The sequence below is a fragment of the Desulfosudis oleivorans Hxd3 genome, assembly GCF_000018405.1.
GTDB lineage: Bacteria > Desulfobacterota > Desulfobacteria > Desulfobacterales > Desulfosudaceae > Desulfosudis > Desulfosudis oleivorans.
On sequence record NC_009943.1, the window covers coordinates 3,510,045 to 3,529,847 of the forward strand.

General features: G+C 42.6%; 13 protein-coding genes. 5 read left to right on the top strand and 8 right to left on the bottom strand.

Going from position 1 to position 19,803, the window contains the following annotated elements; translation table 11 throughout:
* Nucleotides 1-118: 118 nt before the first annotated feature.
* From DOLE_RS15045 to DOLE_RS15065, 5 genes are all read left to right on the top strand, one after another.
* Nucleotides 119-379 (top strand): hypothetical protein, encoded by a 261-nt coding sequence (locus tag DOLE_RS15045; protein WP_012176338.1) that lies wholly within the window; start codon nt 119-121, stop codon nt 377-379.
* 155 nt (nt 380-534) lie between these two features.
* On the top strand, nt 535-2,577 hold the full coding sequence (locus tag DOLE_RS15050) for an HsdM family class I SAM-dependent methyltransferase (RefSeq protein WP_012176339.1): 2,043 nt from the start codon (nt 535-537) through the stop codon (nt 2,575-2,577).
* Between the two features lies 1 nt (nt 2,578).
* Nucleotides 2,579-3,883 carry a restriction endonuclease subunit S gene (locus DOLE_RS15055; protein WP_012176340.1) on the top strand — a complete coding sequence of 435 codons (1,305 nt, stop codon included), beginning with the start codon at nt 2,579-2,581 and terminating at the stop codon, nt 3,881-3,883.
* 3 nt (nt 3,884-3,886) lie between these two features.
* Complete coding sequence (locus DOLE_RS15060; protein ID WP_012176341.1) at nt 3,887-6,949, top strand: type I restriction endonuclease subunit R; 3,063 nt, start codon at nt 3,887-3,889, stop codon at nt 6,947-6,949.
* Nucleotides 6,949-7,605: a M48 family metallopeptidase gene (locus DOLE_RS15065; RefSeq protein WP_153304453.1), complete on the top strand. Its 657-nt coding sequence runs from the start codon at nt 6,949-6,951 to the stop codon at nt 7,603-7,605. Before DOLE_RS15060 ends, DOLE_RS15065 begins: the two co-directional genes overlap by 1 nt.
* A gap of 136 nt (nt 7,606-7,741) precedes the next feature.
* Here DOLE_RS15065 and DOLE_RS15070 read toward each other — a convergent pair whose 3' ends face one another.
* From DOLE_RS15070 to DOLE_RS15105, 8 genes are all read right to left on the bottom strand, one after another.
* Nucleotides 7,742-8,947: a hypothetical protein gene (locus DOLE_RS15070; protein WP_012176343.1), complete on the bottom strand. Its 1,206-nt coding sequence runs from the start codon at nt 8,945-8,947 to the stop codon at nt 7,742-7,744.
* Nucleotides 8,948-8,951: 4 nt separating this feature from the next.
* Nucleotides 8,952-14,795, bottom strand: coding sequence for an ATP-binding protein (locus DOLE_RS15075; protein ID WP_041280621.1), 5,844 nt, complete (start codon nt 14,793-14,795; stop codon nt 8,952-8,954).
* Between the two features lie 47 nt (nt 14,796-14,842).
* A complete protein-coding gene (locus tag DOLE_RS15080; protein WP_012176345.1) occupies nt 14,843-15,595 on the bottom strand; it encodes a PDDEXK family nuclease in 753 nt (250 codons plus the stop codon).
* 317 nt (nt 15,596-15,912) lie between these two features.
* Nucleotides 15,913-16,647, bottom strand: coding sequence for a thermonuclease family protein (locus DOLE_RS15085; RefSeq protein WP_012176346.1), 735 nt, complete (start codon nt 16,645-16,647; stop codon nt 15,913-15,915).
* A 157-nt stretch (nt 16,648-16,804) separates the two neighbouring features.
* Entirely contained in the window at nt 16,805-17,974 is a 1,170-nt protein-coding gene (locus DOLE_RS17625) for an SEC-C domain-containing protein (RefSeq protein WP_012176347.1), read from the bottom strand.
* A gap of 124 nt (nt 17,975-18,098) precedes the next feature.
* Nucleotides 18,099-18,635: a hypothetical protein gene (locus tag DOLE_RS15095; RefSeq protein WP_041280622.1), complete on the bottom strand. Its 537-nt coding sequence runs from the start codon at nt 18,633-18,635 to the stop codon at nt 18,099-18,101.
* Nucleotides 18,636-18,684: 49 nt separating this feature from the next.
* A complete protein-coding gene (locus tag DOLE_RS17630; protein ID WP_052294313.1) occupies nt 18,685-19,053 on the bottom strand; it encodes a DUF6794 domain-containing protein in 369 nt (122 codons plus the stop codon).
* A complete protein-coding gene (locus DOLE_RS15105) occupies nt 19,053-19,538 on the bottom strand; it encodes a putative molybdenum carrier protein (protein WP_012176349.1) in 486 nt (161 codons plus the stop codon). The genes DOLE_RS17630 and DOLE_RS15105 overlap by 1 nt, the downstream gene beginning before the upstream one ends.
* Nucleotides 19,539-19,803 lie beyond the last annotated feature (265 nt).

The following is a 19,803-nucleotide window of genomic DNA, read 5'->3' on the forward strand; positions in this document are numbered from 1 at the left end:
ACAATAAATAGGCCCAGAACATACCCGGTTTTACAGTTTCTCATTGAAATCTTGATAAAAAGGTGGTTTTTTATGTGAAAATCACGCGTTACAGCGCAAAAATCCTGGGGAGACACTCATGCTTGTGAACATGAACGACTTTGAATTTGATCTTGATAAGCTGGTAGATGCTTTTGGCCGGATGATCCATGAGATAGGGCTTGATGCAAATGATGATCAGCAGGTTTATAACGCCATCACGGTCTTTATTGCCAGTATGCTCGCTTCAGGGCTTAAGGAAGCCTACGGGGATGACCCAGCCCAGTTGGAAGATCAGCTCAAGTCAGCCTGTAAGGAGATTGCAACGGATCTGGAAGAGAAAACCAGGGCGTTTTTGTGAAAACGAGTATCTTTGTAAAAGGGACGGCACCGGGCACACCACAAACAATGCCTTTGACCGGGCCGCCTGTTTTTACATGGTCAACCAGTATCACAAGGAGGGGAGACCCTGTGAAAGCATCAAACACAGATTATCAACAAAAGAAGGATGTTTAAATGATCACCAAACAAGCATTAGGCAGCACCCTTTTCGGAATGGCTGATATTCTCAGAGACAAGGTTGAGGACTACAAGTCTTACATCCTTTCACTCCTCTTTTTCAAGCGACTTTCCGATAACTATACGTGGGAAAGCGAAAATGGAATCAAAGAGTTTGTAAAAGACAATAAACGTGAGCCAAATGATAGAGAAAAAGAAATAATTCTCAGAAGGAAGCATGACTTTACCATTCCTGATGGGTGTTTCTGGGGGGATGTTCGTAATGCGCCGCTTGATAAAAAGAACGATGCCTTAAACAAGGCGGTGAATGCCATTGCCGATTCCAACACCTCTCTTAAGGGTGTCATCAATACTGTACGTTGGAATGAGCCCTCACCGGATGGTTCTGGCGGAAAGAAGCTGCACCCTGAAGTACTGAGTCCGCTGATCAACTATCTGGATGCGGTTGATTTGAGCAACCGCAACGCCTCTGTGGATATTCTGGGCGATGCCTACGAATATTTGATCAAACGGTTTGCGGACGAAAACAGGAACGGTACCACTGCCGGACAATTTTATACCCCGCAAGAGGTTGTCGATATCATTGTTCGTTACCTCAAGCCTCAAAAGGGAAGCACTCTTTACGACCCCACCTGCGGCTCCGGCGGCTTCTTGATCAATGCGGCCAAGTACATCAAAAAAACGACCGGAACCCAGAAAAACATCCGCCTTTTTGGGCAGGAAGATGTCTGGAATACCTGGGCGATTGCCAATATCAACATGATTCTCCATGGGCTTGATGCCGCCATAAAAAAAGGCGACACCCTGAAAGATCCCAAATTCACGGAAGAGGACAACGACCTTACCATTAAAACCTTTGATCTGGTGATGGCTAATTTTCCGTTCTCGCAGGAAAACTGGTGGAAAAACGGGGAGCCCAAGAGAGATAAAAAAGGTAAGCCCATTACCAATAAAGACGGTTCTCCTCAGTTGAATTATCCGGGCAAAGAAGATTTTAACGATCCATATGAACGTTTTGATTATGGAATTCCGCCTTTTTCAAACGGAGACTTTGCCTTTCTTCAGCACATTGTCGCTTCGATGAATGAAAGCGGCAAGGCCGGAGTCGTTTGCCCGCAAGGCGTGCTGTTTCGTGGTCAACCACAAAAAACCGAAGAGGAAGATGGCCAAAATCGGAAGGCCGATGATGAATACCTGATCCGTCGCGGCTTTTTGCAGGGGCCGGTCAACAAGGATGGCGAATTTGTTCATGCCATAAATATCATAGATGCCATAGTCGTGCTACCTGGCAACCTCTTTTATGGCACTACTATTCCTGGCTCCATCCTGCTGTTTAATAAAAACAAACCGGAAGAGCGAAAAAACAAGGTGCTGATGGTCTATGCCGCCAAAGAAGGCTGGTACAAAGAAGAATCCAACATGAATACGCTCCTGCCTCAGGACATCTTGCGTATCTCCACTATTCTTGAAAGCTGGGGCGATATGGAGATAGCCAAAGCATGGATCACTTCCCAAAAATCCAGACTGAGAGACCTGATCCAGGAAGAACTTGATTTCAAAAAAGGTGAAATTGATCTGGATACCCAGGAAGATATAGAGCTGGCCAAAGACAAGCACCAGAAGGCCGGCGAGCTGGTAAAAGCCAAGGAAGCGGAGGGCAAGAAACCGACCCAAGCTCAGCTCAACAATCTACAAAAGGCTAAAGAAACTCTTGAAAAACTGATTAAACAGAAAGAGCAGCGCATTGCTGATGCCGAAGGACAGGCTGAAAAAGAGCGCATCGCTATTGATGAGGTGGAAACCGAACTTTTGACCATGCTGGCCGATCCGGAGCTGCGTAAACGCTATTTCTCCGTAGTGGATATGGAAGAGCTGGAAGAAAACGAGTTCAACCTCAATATTCCCCGCTATGTGGATACTTTCGAGCCGGAGGAAGAGATTGATCTCAAGGAGGCTATTGAAGGGTTTGAAAGCGCCATGGATTATGAAGCGAAAATTACCTCATTCATCTCAAGCATGAAACAGTCATTGGGGATGTAGAATGAACTTTATTTCGGATAAATTTAAAAATCTTATTGAGTATAAGTCTGGATACACTTGGTCTAAAGAACAAGAAAACTCAAAATTTGTAGATGGCTCAGTTCGTGTTCTTACAGTGACCAACATTCAAGAAAAATTGGACTTGGGAAGCGAGCTTTATCTAACCCAAGTGACCAAAAATGATAGAGAAAGAAAAGCTGCTTCAAAAGGTTGGTCAATCGCTGTCAGCTCCAATGGGAATAGAAAGAGAATTGGTAATGCTGTTTTTATTAACGATGATACTGACTACTTGTTTGCCTCTTTTTTGACAGGGTTTATCCCCAAAGACCCAGACACCGTATTACCAAAATATTTCTTCTACTGGCTCTCATCACACCCAATACAGGAAAGAATCACCTCTGTGTCTGAAGGTACTACCGGCTTGGGTAACCTCGATATTCGTTTTCTAAGGAATATGGATTTTGAATATCCTAAAAACACATCCGAACAAAAAGCCATTGCCGGGATTCTTTCCAAAGTGGATGCAGTCATTGAAGCGGTGGAAAACAGTATCAAGGCTGCGGAGCGTCTTAAAAAATCACTGATGCAAAACCTGCTCACCGGAAAGCTGAAGCCCGATGGAACGTGGCGCAGTGAGGATGATTTTTATATGGATGAGAAATTTGGCAAGGTGCCTAAGGGATGGGAAGTAAAACCTGTGGGGGGCAAAAGTCTGTGTAATATCAATCCCAACTACAATTTTACCAAAGGTGAGCAATATGATTTCATCCCAATGGATGCTATTAATGATGACTTTCGCGGTCTTGGGTATTTGGTTACCAAAAAGGTGGATGGTGGTGGATATACGCGTTTTCGTATAGGTGACATTCTTTTCGCAAAAATTACGCCTTGTACAGAGAATGGCAAAGTTGCCCTAATCGAAAAAATGAATACGACAGTTGGTTTTGCATCAACTGAATTTATTATATTTCAACCCAAAGAAACCATAGACAATCAGTTTTATTTCTATCTGCTTTCAAGTGACAGGGTTCATAATTTATCAGTTTCTTTGATGGAAGGAACTACTGGTAGGCAAAGGGTCCCGTGGAAGATATTTAAAAACCGAATATTAGCTCCTATTCCGATTGACTTGGACGAACAGAGGAATATTGCTAAGCGATTAAAGGTAATTGAAAAGTTAAACGTTTGCAAATATTCAAAAATCCAATCCCTAAAAAACCTGAAGAAATCTCTGATGCAAAATTTATTGACCGGCAAGGTGCGGGTGGATGTGGCAAAAATCAATAAGCTACTTGAGGAGATGTAAACCATGGGCAGGCTTTCAGAACTCAAAGGCGTTGAAAAACCGGTCACGGAATGGCTCAGCAAAATGGGCTGGACATTCCAGAGTAATGAAGGCCTGAAGGTTTACAACCGTCCTTTTTCAAATCCGGTCATTGCGCAGATTTTGGTTGAAAAAGTTGCCGCCATTAACGGTGCCTCTACAGATGTGGCGGAAACCGCCGTGGATCAGTTACTGCAGCACCTGAACAACCCCAGTCCGATTATCGGTAACGAAAACTTTCTCGAAAAGCTGGTGAAAGGCATCACGCTGTCGGTGGAAGGTGAAGATCGGGATTTTTATTTTATCGACTTTGAGGACATCTGGCAGAACAGTTTGATTGTTACCAATCAGTATTGGGTTCAGGGTTTCAAGATGGTGAAGACGGATATTGTTCTCTTGGTGAACGGTATTCCACTGGTGCCTATTGAGGCCAAGCAGCGGGCACGTAAGGGAACCAACTGGCTGGAAGGTGTGAAGCAGTTTTCCACTTATGACCAGCGGGCGGATAAGCTGTTTATGTGTCATGGGTTTAGCGTGGCCTGCAATGGGCGCATCACCAAATACGGCATCCCCGGCGCCTCCTCATCCTATTTCAATGAGTGGAAAAGTACGGTGTTGGAAACGGGTCAAAACAATCCGATTTTAGATCAAGATAATGACCTCTGCCGAACCTATCTGAATGATGAAGACGGGTTTTATCATTTTGATGTGGAACGATTGCCCAATGGTGAGGTGCTGGAGCGTATGAAGCTGGGGATTATCGGCCTGCTGCAACCGGCCCGTGTGTTGGACATCGTGAAAAATTTTCTGGTCTTTGAGCGGACGGACGGCAAAATCATCAAGAAGGTGGCACGGTATCAGCAGCTTCGTGCTGCCAACAAGATTGTTCACCGGGTTGCAGAGTCCGATTTGAAGCAGGGGGTTATCTGGCACACCCAAGGATCAGGCAAAAGCCTGACCATGCTTTATACCGCCTATAAACTCCGCAACACGCCGGGGCTTGATGATCCGACGGTCTATATCGTTGTTGACCGCAAGGATCTTCGTGAGCAGATCGGTGGCACCTTTGATGACTGCGCTTTCCCCAATGCCCGACCGGTTTATAACATTGGTGACTTGAAACACATCATTGATAAGGCTCCGGCCGGGGTCTTTATAACCACGGTACAAAAATTCCAGGAGTTGGGAAACCGGCAGGATACCCGGGACAATATCATTATCCTGATTGATGAGGCGCATCGAACGCAGTACGGTGATTTTCAGATCGAACTCCAGAATGTGCTCCCCAATGCCCGGCGTTTTGCTTTCACGGGGACTCCGATACCAAAAACATATCAGGAATTTGGTGCAAAGAAAGATAAAGGTACACAAGAGTATTATCTCGACAAGTACGGAATTCTGGATGCGATTGAGGATGGTGCAACGGTTCCGATTCGATATACCTTCGGCCCACAGGAATGGTTCCTTGATAAGGAGAAGCTCAAGCAGGGGTATGACGAAATCACCGCAGATTTAACGGAGGATGAAAAAAGGCTGGTAGAAAAGCGGGTCCAGGCATGGAAGGTCTTTTTGAAGCACGAAGACCGGATAAAGGTTCTGGCAAAGGACATTGCGGAGGATTTCAAAAGTGTGGTGGAGCCCCAAGGCTTCAAAGCACAAGTCGTTGCCTGCGATAAGGAGGCCTGTGTGCTCTACTATAATGAGCTTTTAAAATACTTTGATCGATCCGAACTGACGATCATTTTTTCCACCGGCAATTATGAAGAAGGTGAAAGGTATGAACTATTCAAGGACCATTACAAAGAGGACAAAGAGCGCCGTCAATTAATCGCCAACTTCAAAAAACGCATCACTCCTGATGAACAGCGTGAAGGAAATAACCTTAAAATTATCATCGTTTGTAACATGCTCTTAACCGGCTTTGATGCACCGATTGAACAGACCATGTATCTGGATAGCCCAATCAGGGACCATAACCTGTTACAGGCCGTCGCCCGAACCAACCGCCCCTATGACGATAGGGTTTCGAAGCTATCCAAGGAATTTGGACGCATCGTTGACTATATTGGCGTATTTGAGAACTACAAAGAAGCGCTGAATTATGATCCGGAGGATATCGGAGAATTTGAGGATGTTGAAAGCCTTGTCGATCAGTTTCCAAACGTGCTGGAAGCCGCCTTTGAGCCATTTAAAGATATCAAGCTTAAAGACACCTATGAATGCTCAATGGAGATTGTTCGCAAGCTCACCGAGCTGGATCAGGGCAAGTTTGAACAGGATTACAGGGAAGTGCTTCAGTTATGGGAAGCTATTTCACCTCATCCGAAGCTTCGAGATCATCAAAAAAAATATCGGTGGCTCAACGAGATTTATGAGATTTACCTTGAAGAGTTCAAACGCCTCGATTTTAACTCGGAGATATATGCGGCCAAAACCAGAAAATTGATCCAGGAAAGTGCTAAACTGATCAACTTTAAAGGCCACCTGCCTGAGGTTAAAATTGATTCCAACTATTTGAACGAATTAAAAGAGACAAAGCTCTCTCCGTCTGATAAAGCGGAAAAGCTTATTCGCGATATTGAAACCGTGATTCGGAGAAATGAAGCGAACAGTGCTGCGTATGTTGAGTTCCAGAACCGACTGGAAGAACTTATTAAAAAGAAACAGGAAAAGAGTGAAACGATTGAACAGCTTTTGCTTGAGTTGGGTGAACTCTACAGAGAACTGGATGATATCGCAACGCTGCCGCAGAGAATGGGGTTTGAAGATAAGGGGACGTTTGAAATCTTCACCCTTATTAAAAATGCTCGAACCACTGACTTTCATGAAGAACTAACCAGAGAGTTCGCGAAAGATGTTGTCGATTCGGTTATTCGCAAGAAGGTTTATATCGGCTGGCAGGATGTGGCGAATGAGGTCAATAGACTGCGCGTAAACATTGAAATCTTTGCGGCTGCAGACAACTACCAGCAGTTGGCCATTGATGATGATGCACAGCTTATGGATGCCATTATGGTGGGTGTTGTGAAAAACTTTGGGTTGAAATGATGATGATGCCGGAAAATCATACATTACAAAAAAAGGACATAAAGCATGCCCGGATAAAGGTCGCTGAAGACGGGCATGTAAGGGTGCTGGTTCCCCATTCCTTTACGGATGATGATATTTCGGCGCTCCTAACTAAAAAATCTAAATGGATTGCCAAACAACGAGCCTTTTTCAACAAGAAGTCTCGCATTGAGCTGGCGCGGAACCAATTGCTTTTGTTCGGTAACCGATATTCTTATTTTTACGATGATACATATAGCCGAAAAATTTTGATTGATCACAGCTTTAAAACCATCCGGGCCAAAAAGGATCTTCTTGATCCTGCAATTCAAAAGAAGTGGTACAAACACGAAGCCAGAAAGTACTTAGTAAGCAGGACTGAGGACTTGGCAGAAAGGCTACACTTTAAATACAAAGCAATTTACATCAGGGATCAAAAAACCAAGCTGGGAAACTGTTCCTATGATCGCAACATTTCCCTGAATTGGCGGCTGATTAAGGCCCCAACCCTGATTTCTGACTATATTATTATTCATGAGCTTGTTCACACTAAAATAATGAACCATTCAGGTAAATTCTGGACGCTACTGAAGTCGTTATATCCCTATTACAAGGATGCGATGAATTGGCTCGATAAATATGGAAATTGCTTATGAGCACGCAAAGGTAGAGTGGGGGCATGGAAAAACAGAATAACAGGTGTTCACAACGACCGAATACCAAAAACCAATTACTACTAGCCCTATCCAGTTAAATTTATTTGATAATTAACCGGACACTACTGATGATTTATTATCCTTTACAAAAAAGGGCTTGAAGACCGGATTCAAAGCGATTAATGTGTGTTAGAGAAATCGGTTTCAGATGGGCCAAATCGTTTCTTATCCGTGTAAGCAATTTTATATAATTATGAAAGTCTCTATCAATACGTTTTCGTATCTGGGGATTGGTGTCGATATAATATTTTATGGACCCGATTTCAAGGGGTCCTTGATCGTTATTTATCAAGAACGATAACCTAGGTCTATAATTTGTTTCCAAGTACTGGATAACTTTCAGCCTGCATTCGTCGATAATCGGCAATAAGCATTGAACATGCCCCCTCCAGATACGCTGGCGTATTTCACCGGGATTACCACGGACGATTTCGGCAACTGGGCTGATCATAATCCTACCATCCACTTTGTCTAGCATTCCCGCAGCCCATTGTTTGATTACAGTATAATTCGGCTTGGTTGATTTAAAATCCCATTCCATTTGTTGAAAGTCATTTATCCATATTTTTTGAACCAATGAGTCATTCCATTTTCTTTCAGTGGCCAAATTCTCCAGTTCTGATATTAAGGCGTTCTCCTCAATTTCTAAGCGACGGGTGAGCTTTTCAGCCGCTGACAAATCATATCCGCAAAGGGATGCTATAACACTTAGAAAGAGCCTGTTTTGAAGAGTATAATCATGCCTAGGCGACAGCATCATAGAAGCAAATATTTGCAGGTCCAAAGAAGAGATTTTTCCCCAGAACCAATGATGAGTCAGCAGATTTTCGATTGGAAGATCATCCCGGGTATGTTGTCCGTAAATCGGGATTACGAACAATGATCGTTCAATCAGTCTTTGGTTACTACAAGCCACTGAATATTGTTTTAAAAAGTTATACCATTCTTGCTCTTTTGGGCCAACAATATTCTCAAGCCATATAACTCTTGATTGGAAATTTTCACTCCTGCATAAGGACGCGATATCAAAATTTTCGTTTTCTATTTTTGTATTGTAGAACTGGTGTAGATCATAGGCAGGACTGCTCTGTGATATTTCAGCGGCGGAGAGTCTTTCCAAAGAAGTTATTGTTTCCTTCAATTTCTGTTTGATTGCTTCATAAAGCCCTCCCGGTGTTGTCTCAGGTAGGAGCAAGAAGACGTTTCTACCCAGCCGGATATCATCTATAATACCTGATACAAAATTTTCTGGACCGGGGAGATCCCATATTGAAAAGTTCATTAATCTATTCTAAACGTAAGAGTTTTGCCAATAAAGCTTCCTGTTGCCATTTGTTTCCCTTTGCTGGTTTGCAGATACTTAAATGTTCACCGTAGGACAGCAAACAGTCAGCCTGATCTTCATCGAATCCGTCGAAAAGACCAATTATGTCTTCTGGTGCTAATGGCTCTTTGATTTCAGCCCAGTTTTTCATGAATTTATACTGAATAGTACCTTTACTCAGACCAACGGAATTTAAAAATTTCCCCCTTTCGTCCTCCTGCTCAAGTGTACTGGATACTTCATCTAAAGCTTTTTCCCATGCCACGTTACGTTGAAGATTGAGTTCTGCAAACCGATAAAGAAGCATTGGCCATCCACCAGTTTGGGACATAATGATTTCACGCTGCGTCGGGTTGTTTGGCGCTAAAGCAAGTTCGTTTAGCCATCTTTCAACTGTCGATTCTGACCAGCGTTTAAGTGAAGTGATCTGTACATTATTTAGTTTGTTCTCAGGCCTGTTCGCTTTAGATATTTTTAGCCAGGCAAGCAATGAATCGGGGTCAAAAATGAAGAAAAGCCGGCATATGGCAGTCGACGATCTCAACGCATTTAATTTTCTGGCTGCTTCATTAACCCACAATTCGCTAAAAGGTGTCCCCGGTGGGATAAAAATCAGGTTAAGGCCATTCTTTTTGTCGTTAAGAACGCGGGAAAGTCGTGTTAAAAATTCGTTAACGTCCTTAATGGTTACAGGCATTGAGGCCGATATGGCACCTGTTGGTGAGTCCGGTCTCGCAATTTCAATATACTCTTGCAGGTCTTCGACCCCCAAGGCCCTGCTCCCAAAAACAAGGCGAATACCATTCTCTCTGTATAATAGATCAGATTCCTGGTCTCCGGTTACTGGGCTTCTTCTTATCGTATTTTTCCCTTTTCCCGCCCGCCTATAAATACTGGTGTGGAACTTCTGAGGCAATTCCCATGAATCTGAAGATAGAAGGGTATGCTCAATATCCTCTTGGTTGCCTAACAAACGGAGGACATTAGAACTTCTAAGACGATACCTCTCATCTTTGGTTTTGGATAGTACGCCCAAACCAGTCATTTCATCTAGCAACCCCCGGATATCGTCAATCCCACTGCTGTCTGCAAACCCTCTGGGCCACCAGTGATTGACTTCTTGGGTTACCCAGGGAACGCTGAAACCTCTACCGGAAGGGTCATCTCTATCAATAGTCCCATTAGCAATAACGAAAGCAATAAATCGGTATCGGGGATCAAGATTTAAGGTCAGTTCAAATCGCTCCTTGATTGTTTTTCTCAATTGCGTATTCAGATAAACATCATCCACATGCTTTTCGGTTATTATGAATGGTGGTGAGAGTTTTTGATCAAATTTGGCAGCAGCTGGGTTTGAAAGATATTTTACTAATGATTCGCAAAAAAGCTGGATAAGACTAGGTTGATAATTGGTATGCCCCAAAATTCGATTAACCAGGAAATGCGGTTCAAATCTGTAGCCAAGTGCATTTAAAGGCCGCGCTATCAAGTTTGTGGCTTCTCGCCATTCGCCATTATTCAGTAAAGGCCCAATACATATAGGCGCACCTAAATGAGCCAATGGTTGATTTGGAATCCTGCTAAAACGTTGCACATTGTGAAGGCCTGCAAATATAAATTTAACCCTCCTGGTTGTGTAATCCATTATTTTCTTAATGAAGGTAAATATTGGGAAATTCTTTTTGGCATCTTCATCAAGCAGGTGGTCTGCTTCATCTAGAAGGACAAGCAGTCGCTTTTGGTCATCACTTTCGGCCCAACCAATAAGCTCCTCGATTAGCCCGTCGGGACTCGTCTTCCTGTTGTATTGGGACTGCAAAATCCCCAATCTTACTAATTGCCGGTGAAGCATCTGCCAAATATCATCTATCGGACGACTTTCACCTAACCCTTCAACTTTTAGATCCAGAAAAAAAGCAAAGTGAGAGCTTTGCGGCCGGTAAAATTTTCTTTCTACGGCACGAAGCAGTGCTGATTTCCCCAATTGACGTCCGCCATATATAAAACAGGCCCCATGTGGATCCATAATGCTCTGCATTTCATTTGAACGACCGTAAAACATTTCCGGCGGAATATTTCCAGTTGCAAAAGGTTTGTAGGGATTATGGGCTGTGAATGGTAAGGTAATCTGAAAAAGAGTCTCTAATTTAGCACCTCTTTGCCCAAGCATGAAAAAAAATCCGGATTCGTCTATGAACAGTGCGTCGGAGTTGTGTTTTCGGGCAGACAAAGACAGATCTCTGAATTGCCTTTCCGTCATTCTGCCGAAATAAAAAACAATACACGGGCCGTCTTCACTTTTTATGGCAACTTGTTGAACGACCTGATCCTCGGGGGGACGCCCATGAACACAAAGTAGCCGAAAATTACCTTTGGCATCGGAACCATAAGCCGAAATAGGGCAACCATCACGAATGGTTTCCATCTTGACTTTGAACCATTGCCGATCAGAAGAAGATTTGTCACTGTCTACGACGTTTAGAATATTGAAGCCAAGCCAGGTAAGAACGATTTTGATATCGTACCGATTTATTTTTTTTGTTCTTTTGCCATCCAACCATATTCGCACAGAATCAGAGGCTTGGCTCAATTGAGCCCCCCGAATAACACTAAGTTTTACTGGGCCGAAGGATTGACCTCTATCAATATTGCTTATAATTTTTTTGGGTTGACCTTTATCCTCCATCCACTGCCCAAACTCATTGATAAACTTAGGGAAAAATATACAGAAAGGGTCATCTGTCCCTGCATCATGGTCTGGAAGAGCTTCGCCTGATTCCGCCATTTCAAGAAATTCTTCGGCAGTGCCAAGATCTCCACCATCTATCAACTTTTTTATTATCGAAGAACTGGTTTCATCTAAACTACTCCTTTTTAGTTTATCTATAATGCTTTTTGTCTTTCCCTTTTTATATTCATCAAGTTGTAGTTGTACTTTGGTGAGTCTCGAATAAATTTCAGGAAAGAAGGTTATGCCTTCTATGTCAATCAGTTCAATTTGCGATCTCGCTTCTGCATATTGATCTTCGGTTAACAGGTTCTGAGCCACCGCTTCGCCAATCAGCTTTTCAGTATAAGCGATTTTGTCTTTTAGCTTTAATCTGTGTTCTTCAATTGATTCATTTCTTTTCTCATCCAAGGCATCATTATCTAATTTCTTTAAAATTGATTTGTCATATTTAAGAATTAAAAGGGTTCTATCATGTTCCCCTTTTTCGCAACAGTAGGAGAAAATATCCTCCCAATCCGTTTCATTTTTTTTCTCCATTTCCACAATTTCAGATATTATTTCTTTTGGTGAATTAAAATTTATTGGGTCAAAGTATTCGTCCAGTCGAACTGAAGGCATGCGAAGCAAATCATGATTTAATATTAATGCTGTTGTAACCTCCTCGTCCATATCCAAAGATTTTTTCCCATCAAAGAAGGCTTGAACGTGTAAAATGGCAGATTTGAAAACACTGATTCCACTAGTCATATAAAGAGAGTTATTATAGTTTTTTTCATAATTTTCTAATTCCCCAATAGCCCTTGAACTGTGACGTTCAAAGGTCTTTTTAAGCTTATCAACTTGTTCTGTAAACCAATCCTGATTTTTGCCCTGTTGCTCGTCATTAAGTGTAAGCCATTGCCTTGCGTAACCGAAAGCGTCACTTGCATGGCTAATAAGTTGTGTTAATCCTCTCCCGGTAATCTCTTTTTTCACTCGAGTTTTTCTGACAGCTTTGTTCGTTTCATTGATTTGGAGTTTAAGGGCCTGCTCGTTTGAATTTTGAATTAATAGTCGCCTGACATTTTCTATTTGAGAAAGATCGTTTTCGCAAACCGGTTTAATAATCTGTGATATTAGTCCGTCAGACTTCTGCCATGCGATCCACACTTGGGTTGCGGGTTGATACATCATCACCCTTCTCGCTGCCTGGTCATACCATTGCGAAGCATCATCAATTAAGTTATCAAGCTGTTTCTTTCGGGCCGCTTGATTATCAATGAGGCCCAGATTTGAAAGACTTAGTGGGTGCCCTAAATTCCCAAATTCAATAATATCCTGCCAGATCTGATATGTATGAGGCCGTTCGCCCTTGAATCGAATGCTTTTCAATAATGCGGCAGCCCCTGTAGCAGGAGCAATCATTGCTGGCCTTAACATGGCGCCGGCAATTAAAAATCGCATCCCGTTTTTCCAATCATCAGGGCCTTTGAAAATTGATTCATCAAAATTCTGGGCTAATTGTTCCAGCCTAGGGGCTATTGGGCCGAAACCGTGTCTGAGATATCGAGATAGGGAGATAAACTCAATTAACCAAGACGGAACAACTTTTATTTTTTCATCATGATCATTTGATTCAAGATATCGTGCTATCCAATATGCTGGGGATAGCCTGTTTTCTTTAATCTCTGCCCACAGCAGCTCTGTAAGACCTGCGTTAAATTTACTGCTATCTTGAGACTGGAGTTGTGCAGCAATTTCCCAGAAGGGTCTGGACTCCGCACAATTTTCATTTTTCTGTACTGGTTCTTCGTTAATCTCATCAGACCCACTTTCAATGTCAGTTTCTACATTCTCTTCATTCTCTTCATCTTGCCCGATCAACTCATCGTCTTCGAGGCCATCTTCAAGATCGAGTTTGCCCCCCTGCTCTTCGATTGGCTCTTCATCTTCAAGCTCTGCTAAGGGAGGGGCTAAAGCCACTACCTCCTCAAATACCTCTTCATTTGTAAGGTCGGAATTCCCATCTATGATATCTGGCCCCTCTACTTCATCATCAACAGAGGCTTTACTATCTTTATCAGTAGTTATATCGGTGACTGATGTTTTTCTTAATGTCCTGTCTATAATGCCAAAATGTTCATCTATGCTGTTTTGTAATTTATCTCTGTTTCCCCGGGCAAGCTTCTCTTCTTTCAGGTCGGCAAAAGTTGTAGGCCACGGCTCCATAATTTGTGTAAGTTCTTCGCGCAAGCTTCTCATTAGTTCAATAATTTTATCAATATTCTCCTGCTCGCATACAGAAGCTTCCCATTGATTCGCAGCATCGGCTCTTCCGATATAAGCAAGGCCTTGCTCGCAATTACTTGTAAACTCTACCAGCGCTTCATTAAGTTGTTCGATAGTTGCCCCATGGTGCTCTGTTTTTAAACTCAGAATTTCTTTAGCGGTACTTATAAAGTTGTCTAGAGCGTTCCATTCATCTGAGTCAGGTGGTAATTCATTTAATCTATCTATAATGTTCGCCCAGAAATTAGGCAGGCCTATATGGTTGGGTTCGGTCTCATTATCATCCGAATTTCCAATGTATTCACTCTCAATGTTATTAAATAAAAAAACAGTACAAAGCAGTAACTCCACAAATTCTTCGGAAGAGCATTTATGCATTATCCTGAAGTCATTCACAAGTGCGATAAAAGCTTCAGGCCGGTCGCCTTTTATCATGGCTTCTAATATTAAACTGCATTGATCCGGTTTGATTTTATTGTAAAAAGCATTTGCTTGATCGATTTGAGGCTGGTGTAAATCTACCCAAAATTCCATAATCGTTAAAAAAATTTCTTCGTTCTGCCAGTAATGAATTTTACTTATCAGGTTGATAACAGCTCGCACAGGAGCTTTCCCTTGTCTGTAACCATCTATCTTGAGGGAATTTAGAAGGCAGCGAAACTTTTTACCTGATTCCGATTGATTGTCGCTCAAGTTGTCAGCAAGTTGGTGGAGAATCGCTTCTCTAAGCTCATTATTTTTATCAAGTCCCATGACCTTCAAAATCATTTCGATTGATATTCCATCTTGGGGCCGGAGATATTTCATATAACCTCCACTCATCGTTTTTAATATTCTATGAAAAGATAAACATTTCATCCATTCTTTCGTAATTGATTCGCAAGTTTTCCAAATTCAGCTCCATACATTGGATGAATCAAGATCATTCTACGCCAACCAATTATTTCTGATAGAGCTATAACTTTATCTTTTGAACATTTGTCCCATGAATTAAAACCTTTAACTTCAAAATAGACCACATTTTTTGGATCATACCAATCAGGAATGTAGATTCTTTCTTGATTCTCTCCGGCATAAAACATTTTTATTCCATGAGGCTCGTAAAGCATGCCTGTCCACCCCCAAGAAATCTTCATTACCTCTATTACGTCCACCTCATAGGAAGATCTAAATTTTTCATTCAATAAATTTGAAAAAACTGTTGGTTCTTTATCTACTACTATTCTCAAATCACTCGGGTTACACCGATACTTTGATAGGCGGTTATCGGCAGCATAGTTACCTTCTCTAATCATATCAAACCAATCTTGAAGTCTTTCACCTCCATGATTGTCCGAGTCATCGAATACGGCAAAAGCTTTTATCGGATTGACGACCATGGAATTACCAAGTCGAAAAATTTCTTTCCAGGGCTCCTTATCTATCAAATTTGGATCAGCATCGATTTCATTTTCACTTGTATAGCAAAATGAAAGAGGATCGAATTTTTCGACAAACTTTTTAAGGTGTTCGATACAACAAAATTGGGGGCCTATGCGGAACTCCCTAAACTTTTCATCGAAATGAAATGGTTTTTGGCAAAAAGCACAGGTCTGGGATCTATGCATGGCATATTCCTTTTAAATGATTATGGTATAATGCATACATGGTTCATTATATTGATTTTGCGTGCTTTTGTATAACGTGGATATATCGCTACGGTAATTCCCCCAAATTTGAACTACTATCAGGACAGGGTTTGTTTTGTCAATAATAAATAGCTCTTTTGTTATAAGTTATAAAACTCGGCTTGTAAATCATTCTGTATTTTTTATCTATTTGCGTATGATGCTGTTGCGCCTCAATTAAAGAGACAATGTATCAGGTCATGCAATGCTGAAAAAGCGACCTGCCGGGGAACCCACATAAGCAGGCCGTCTTCGATTTAATATGTTCCTCGAGCGGCGTTTTTGAGGGAAGCATTGTGTATGCCAGATGGTCGACACCCCCCACACGGCCGATATCCCGCCTCTATTGCCTCTTCCCTATCCTGGAAAACAGCCGTACAGTTTTTACAATTAAAATGTTTACAGGCCGGCTGATGAAACACCATGGAACTGGTATTACCGTGATAAGTCACCTCTTGGTTCTTGCTGGTGTCTTTGTTCTTTTCAGCTGAACTTCCCCGTACACCCCGCCTGAAATCCCAGGGTGGAACCGGGTTTGGATGACTCCAGAGACCTATCCCCTTCTCCCGTGCGGCCTGCTCAAAGCCATTCCAGGCGCTGCAGAAAGACTTTTTACAATACTGCGGATATACCCAGGCATAACCGGCTTGTACCATGGCCTGGTTCACATCAAGGTCGTTATAAAACACTTGGCCTACATTTCTGCCATATCTGTCAGTGTCATGGACGATAACCCTCACGTCTTTATTAAAAATCAGGTCCGATACGAACTGTTTTGCCCTGGTGCCAAAGTTCTGGTGGGATTCAGGGCAGTCTATACCATAGAGCCTGATCTTGTATTGGGTCTTATCCTGAAGGACGGTGATGGTGTCTCCGTCTGCTATACCGACAACCTTACCGGTGATAACAGTCTCAGAAAAGGCGGCTGTGGTGAACCATAAAAAAAGGGCTACTGTTACAACAACAAGCCGATATAATCGGAACGCTTTCATAGGACTATGCACTTATTCCCCCACATACCCGTTAAACTATATTTTCCCGGTCTTTTTTGAAACAACATATACCAGGGAAGGCCTCATGCTGCGAACGCTGCAAATGAGCCGCGCGGCTTTTTGCGTCGGCTGAATTAAACTTGTTAAAAGTGCTTTCCTATACGTTCCATATTTCGTTTGCAACCTCAGTATCGGGAAGAATTTTAATCATATTTCGGTATGTGCTTTCTGGCCGAATAGTGCTATCAAAAACACCTGATCGCATTCTATCTATTAGGTGGGTTCTATTTGTATCATTTAAGCCGTTCCACCATGAAGGTCTAAAATACGTGTTTTCAGATTGCTCGACTGCTAACATTAGTGCAGCGTTCGCTTTCTCCGTATCTTTTATCCTTTTGAACGACTTTACAAATTGTTCGGCAGGCCCTTCATTAATGCCATGCCACCCAAAAGCTATAAACGACTTATCGCCACATGCGGAAATATTGATACATACATGCTCAAACTTCGAATTACCGCGAGAAATTAGTTGCAGTTTGTTACCATCGAAGTCTACTTCAGGATAGAAACCGCCACAGCAAACGAGAGGAAGGGTGCCTTTGAACTCCACTGCGTAGTGAGGCATTGAAGTGTAATCATTCTCGATAAATCTTTTATCATATTCTGCTTTCCACCCTTTTAAATCTTGCATACCCCTCAGGCATCCCGTTTGATAAACATGTAGGAAGTTTTGAATGCTAACTTGAGTTGAAAAATCCATTCCCTTATCCATATCGCGCTGTATTTTAACAATCTTTATTGCATTTTTCTTTGATAGATATTCATATGCTATAGCGCGAAACGCTAATAGAAAGGATGTTTCATGGTTTAATGAAAATGAACTTTTCTCAATTGGCACAAATAAACTGTTATCGTGACCGGAGCAAAAACCCATAAATGTTGAAGCACTACCTATTCCTATTAGTTCCGGAACAATCTGGCCTAAATTTTTAAAAATATTTTCGAAACCTTTCCTTTCAGATATTACGTGGCCTTTTTCTGATATACGACTCAACCCTCCGGCTCTTTGGACAGTATGAGCCTTAATTATTTTGTTTGAGCACGTGATTTTTGATGCATTCGGGTGAAGACATATTCCCTTCTTTTCTATTTGGTACATTTCTTTCAATAACTTACCTATTTGGATTTTTGGCTGAAGATGTCTGTCTCTATGACATATCTTCCACTTCTTCCCAGATCCACACCAGCATGGTTCATTACGCTCCATTAGCTCTTTTGGCCTTAAAGGAGGGGGTTCAACAAACTTAGCATTCAGTGACGGATGCATACTTCTGCCTTCTAACGCCTGAAGCCAATGGCAGCCAGGGCTTCCACTGACTTGATTAAAAATTTTGGTTGTTCAAATTCCCAGATTTTTCAAAACCCGCGTGCCCTGGCTGCCCACTTGAGCTTCATGGTTGGGTGGTACGCCCGACATACATCTTCTTGCCCGTTCGCAGATCTCGGTAGACATCGAGTCCATTCTCTTGCCCGAGATATTCCAGAAATTCAGGATTTTCACCGGTTTCAATGAATCCATATTTTGCAGAGAGAGACTCCTCAAACTTCCACCCGTCTGGTGTAACAAGCTCTGACACCTTGCTCCCGACTAAGCTGCATCCAGCAACTCGCTTTTTAGGATCACCCCCGATAGGACCTTGTCTGAATTCAGCCCAATCGCATGGTACGGCAAAGCCGCGTTGCTGATCTACTACAACCAGATCGACGGCTTTGCCTTCAGCTTGGTAATGAATACCGTACTGGGCAAGACTGTCAATAAAAGCTTTTACGTCATTGGGTACCATAAAACCAACGCGCACGAGCTCTCCGTCAGCACAGAGGGTGCCATTGGGCGAATTAGCCTCGAATGCTGGCCACCCTCCCGGATAGAGATTTACAATCACTTCCGCCTTGATCACCACTGAAATTGCTTCAACGAGAACGGCCATTTTTATCTCTCACCCAATATAGATTATATTGATTCTATTTTTTGTGCTTCTAAAACGTATTATTCACATGCTGCTTAAAATTTACAACCCGCATCCTGTGGGTCTCTTTGAGCTGCTTCCACAGTTCATAGATAATGATCATGGGGGCCTCGTCCTCATCAATATGGATAAAAGACTCCCGGTGGTACAGGGTGCAGTCCCTTTTTAAATTGTCATTGCCGGACCATAACCCAAAATTATCCCGTATCCAAGCGCCAAGAGTAAAATGCAGATCAATCAGGTCATCCTGGGCCATGTTGGCCATCCGGACCCGGTCTTTTAGCGGCAGCTTTCGAATAAGAAGGGTTACGGCCTCCTGTATGGTTTTGGGACGCTCTGCAGGGAGATGGCTTTGTTTCCTGTCTTTTTCCATGGCCATCACGACATCATATCCAGCACCGGTTTTAAAGTATCATACACGGCCCGATGAATGCCCGGGGATTTGCTTTCCCTTGAGCCAGCTATATTCAGGACGTTCACCTTATTTATCCTCAGCCAGTTTTGGATTTCTGTCAAGGGATTGGCCTTCCGGGTCAAATCAATATGGAGCCAGGGCCTTCCATGCTTTTCCGCAAGCTGTCGTGTCAGATCAGATCCACCTGTAAGCCTGCCGAACGTGAAAATAATAGTCCCGTCAGAGTCAATGACGTTCTGCTCGGTTCTTTTCGGGTATCCGCCCCTGGACAGTTCCTGAAGCTTGGTATATCTGGTGGGGACAATACCATCTTCGGCTTTACGGCCCTTTGGAAGCCAGCCGCCATATTCTATACCAGCATCCATAGCAGCATCAAGACCTGCCCTGTCAGCACCGGTCTGGCCGCCTGATATGATTTTTGTAAGCGATGTCATTCTCATCATATTCATGCTTTTCCCCCATTATAACTGATGAATCTTGGGACACAACCTGTAAAGGCGGCCTGATATGTGTGGGGAATTCTGTAACTATATTCTAAAACCTTCTCCACTTCAAATAACACTTTAAAAAAATATTTTTTTAACGGGTTCTTTATGCTATTCAAAATGAATCACCGTCGAGTTCAGGACGGGTACGGTAACAAAGTGCCTGTCACCTTTAAAGGAGGGGGTATTCTCGATATTTTTACTTTCCATCCAGTCTCTTCCAGAAAAA

Coding starts and splice junctions, on each gene's coding strand:
- DOLE_RS15080 (WP_012176345.1), bottom strand. CDS start 15,595: ATGCATAGATCCCAGACCTGTGCTTTTTGCCAAAAACCATTTCATTTC.
- DOLE_RS15055 (WP_012176340.1), top strand. CDS start 2,579: ATGAACTTTATTTCGGATAAATTTAAAAATCTTATTGAGTATAAGTCT.
- DOLE_RS15095 (WP_041280622.1), bottom strand. CDS start 18,635: ATGGCCGTTCTCGTTGAAGCAATTTCAGTGGTGATCAAGGCGGAAGTG.
- DOLE_RS15050 (WP_012176339.1), top strand. CDS start 535: ATGATCACCAAACAAGCATTAGGCAGCACCCTTTTCGGAATGGCTGAT.
- DOLE_RS15085 (WP_012176346.1), bottom strand. CDS start 16,647: ATGAAAGCGTTCCGATTATATCGGCTTGTTGTTGTAACAGTAGCCCTT.
- DOLE_RS15060 (WP_012176341.1), top strand. CDS start 3,887: ATGGGCAGGCTTTCAGAACTCAAAGGCGTTGAAAAACCGGTCACGGAA.
- DOLE_RS15065 (WP_153304453.1), top strand. CDS start 6,949: ATGATGATGCCGGAAAATCATACATTACAAAAAAAGGACATAAAGCAT.
- DOLE_RS17625 (WP_012176347.1), bottom strand. CDS start 17,974: ATGCATCCGTCACTGAATGCTAAGTTTGTTGAACCCCCTCCTTTAAGG.
- DOLE_RS15070 (WP_012176343.1), bottom strand. CDS start 8,947: ATGAACTTTTCAATATGGGATCTCCCCGGTCCAGAAAATTTTGTATCA.
- DOLE_RS15075 (WP_041280621.1), bottom strand. CDS start 14,795: ATGAAATATCTCCGGCCCCAAGATGGAATATCAATCGAAATGATTTTG.
- DOLE_RS15105 (WP_012176349.1), bottom strand. CDS start 19,538: ATGAATATGATGAGAATGACATCGCTTACAAAAATCATATCAGGCGGC.
- DOLE_RS15045 (WP_012176338.1), top strand. CDS start 119: ATGCTTGTGAACATGAACGACTTTGAATTTGATCTTGATAAGCTGGTA.
- DOLE_RS17630 (WP_052294313.1), bottom strand. CDS start 19,053: ATGGCCATGGAAAAAGACAGGAAACAAAGCCATCTCCCTGCAGAGCGT.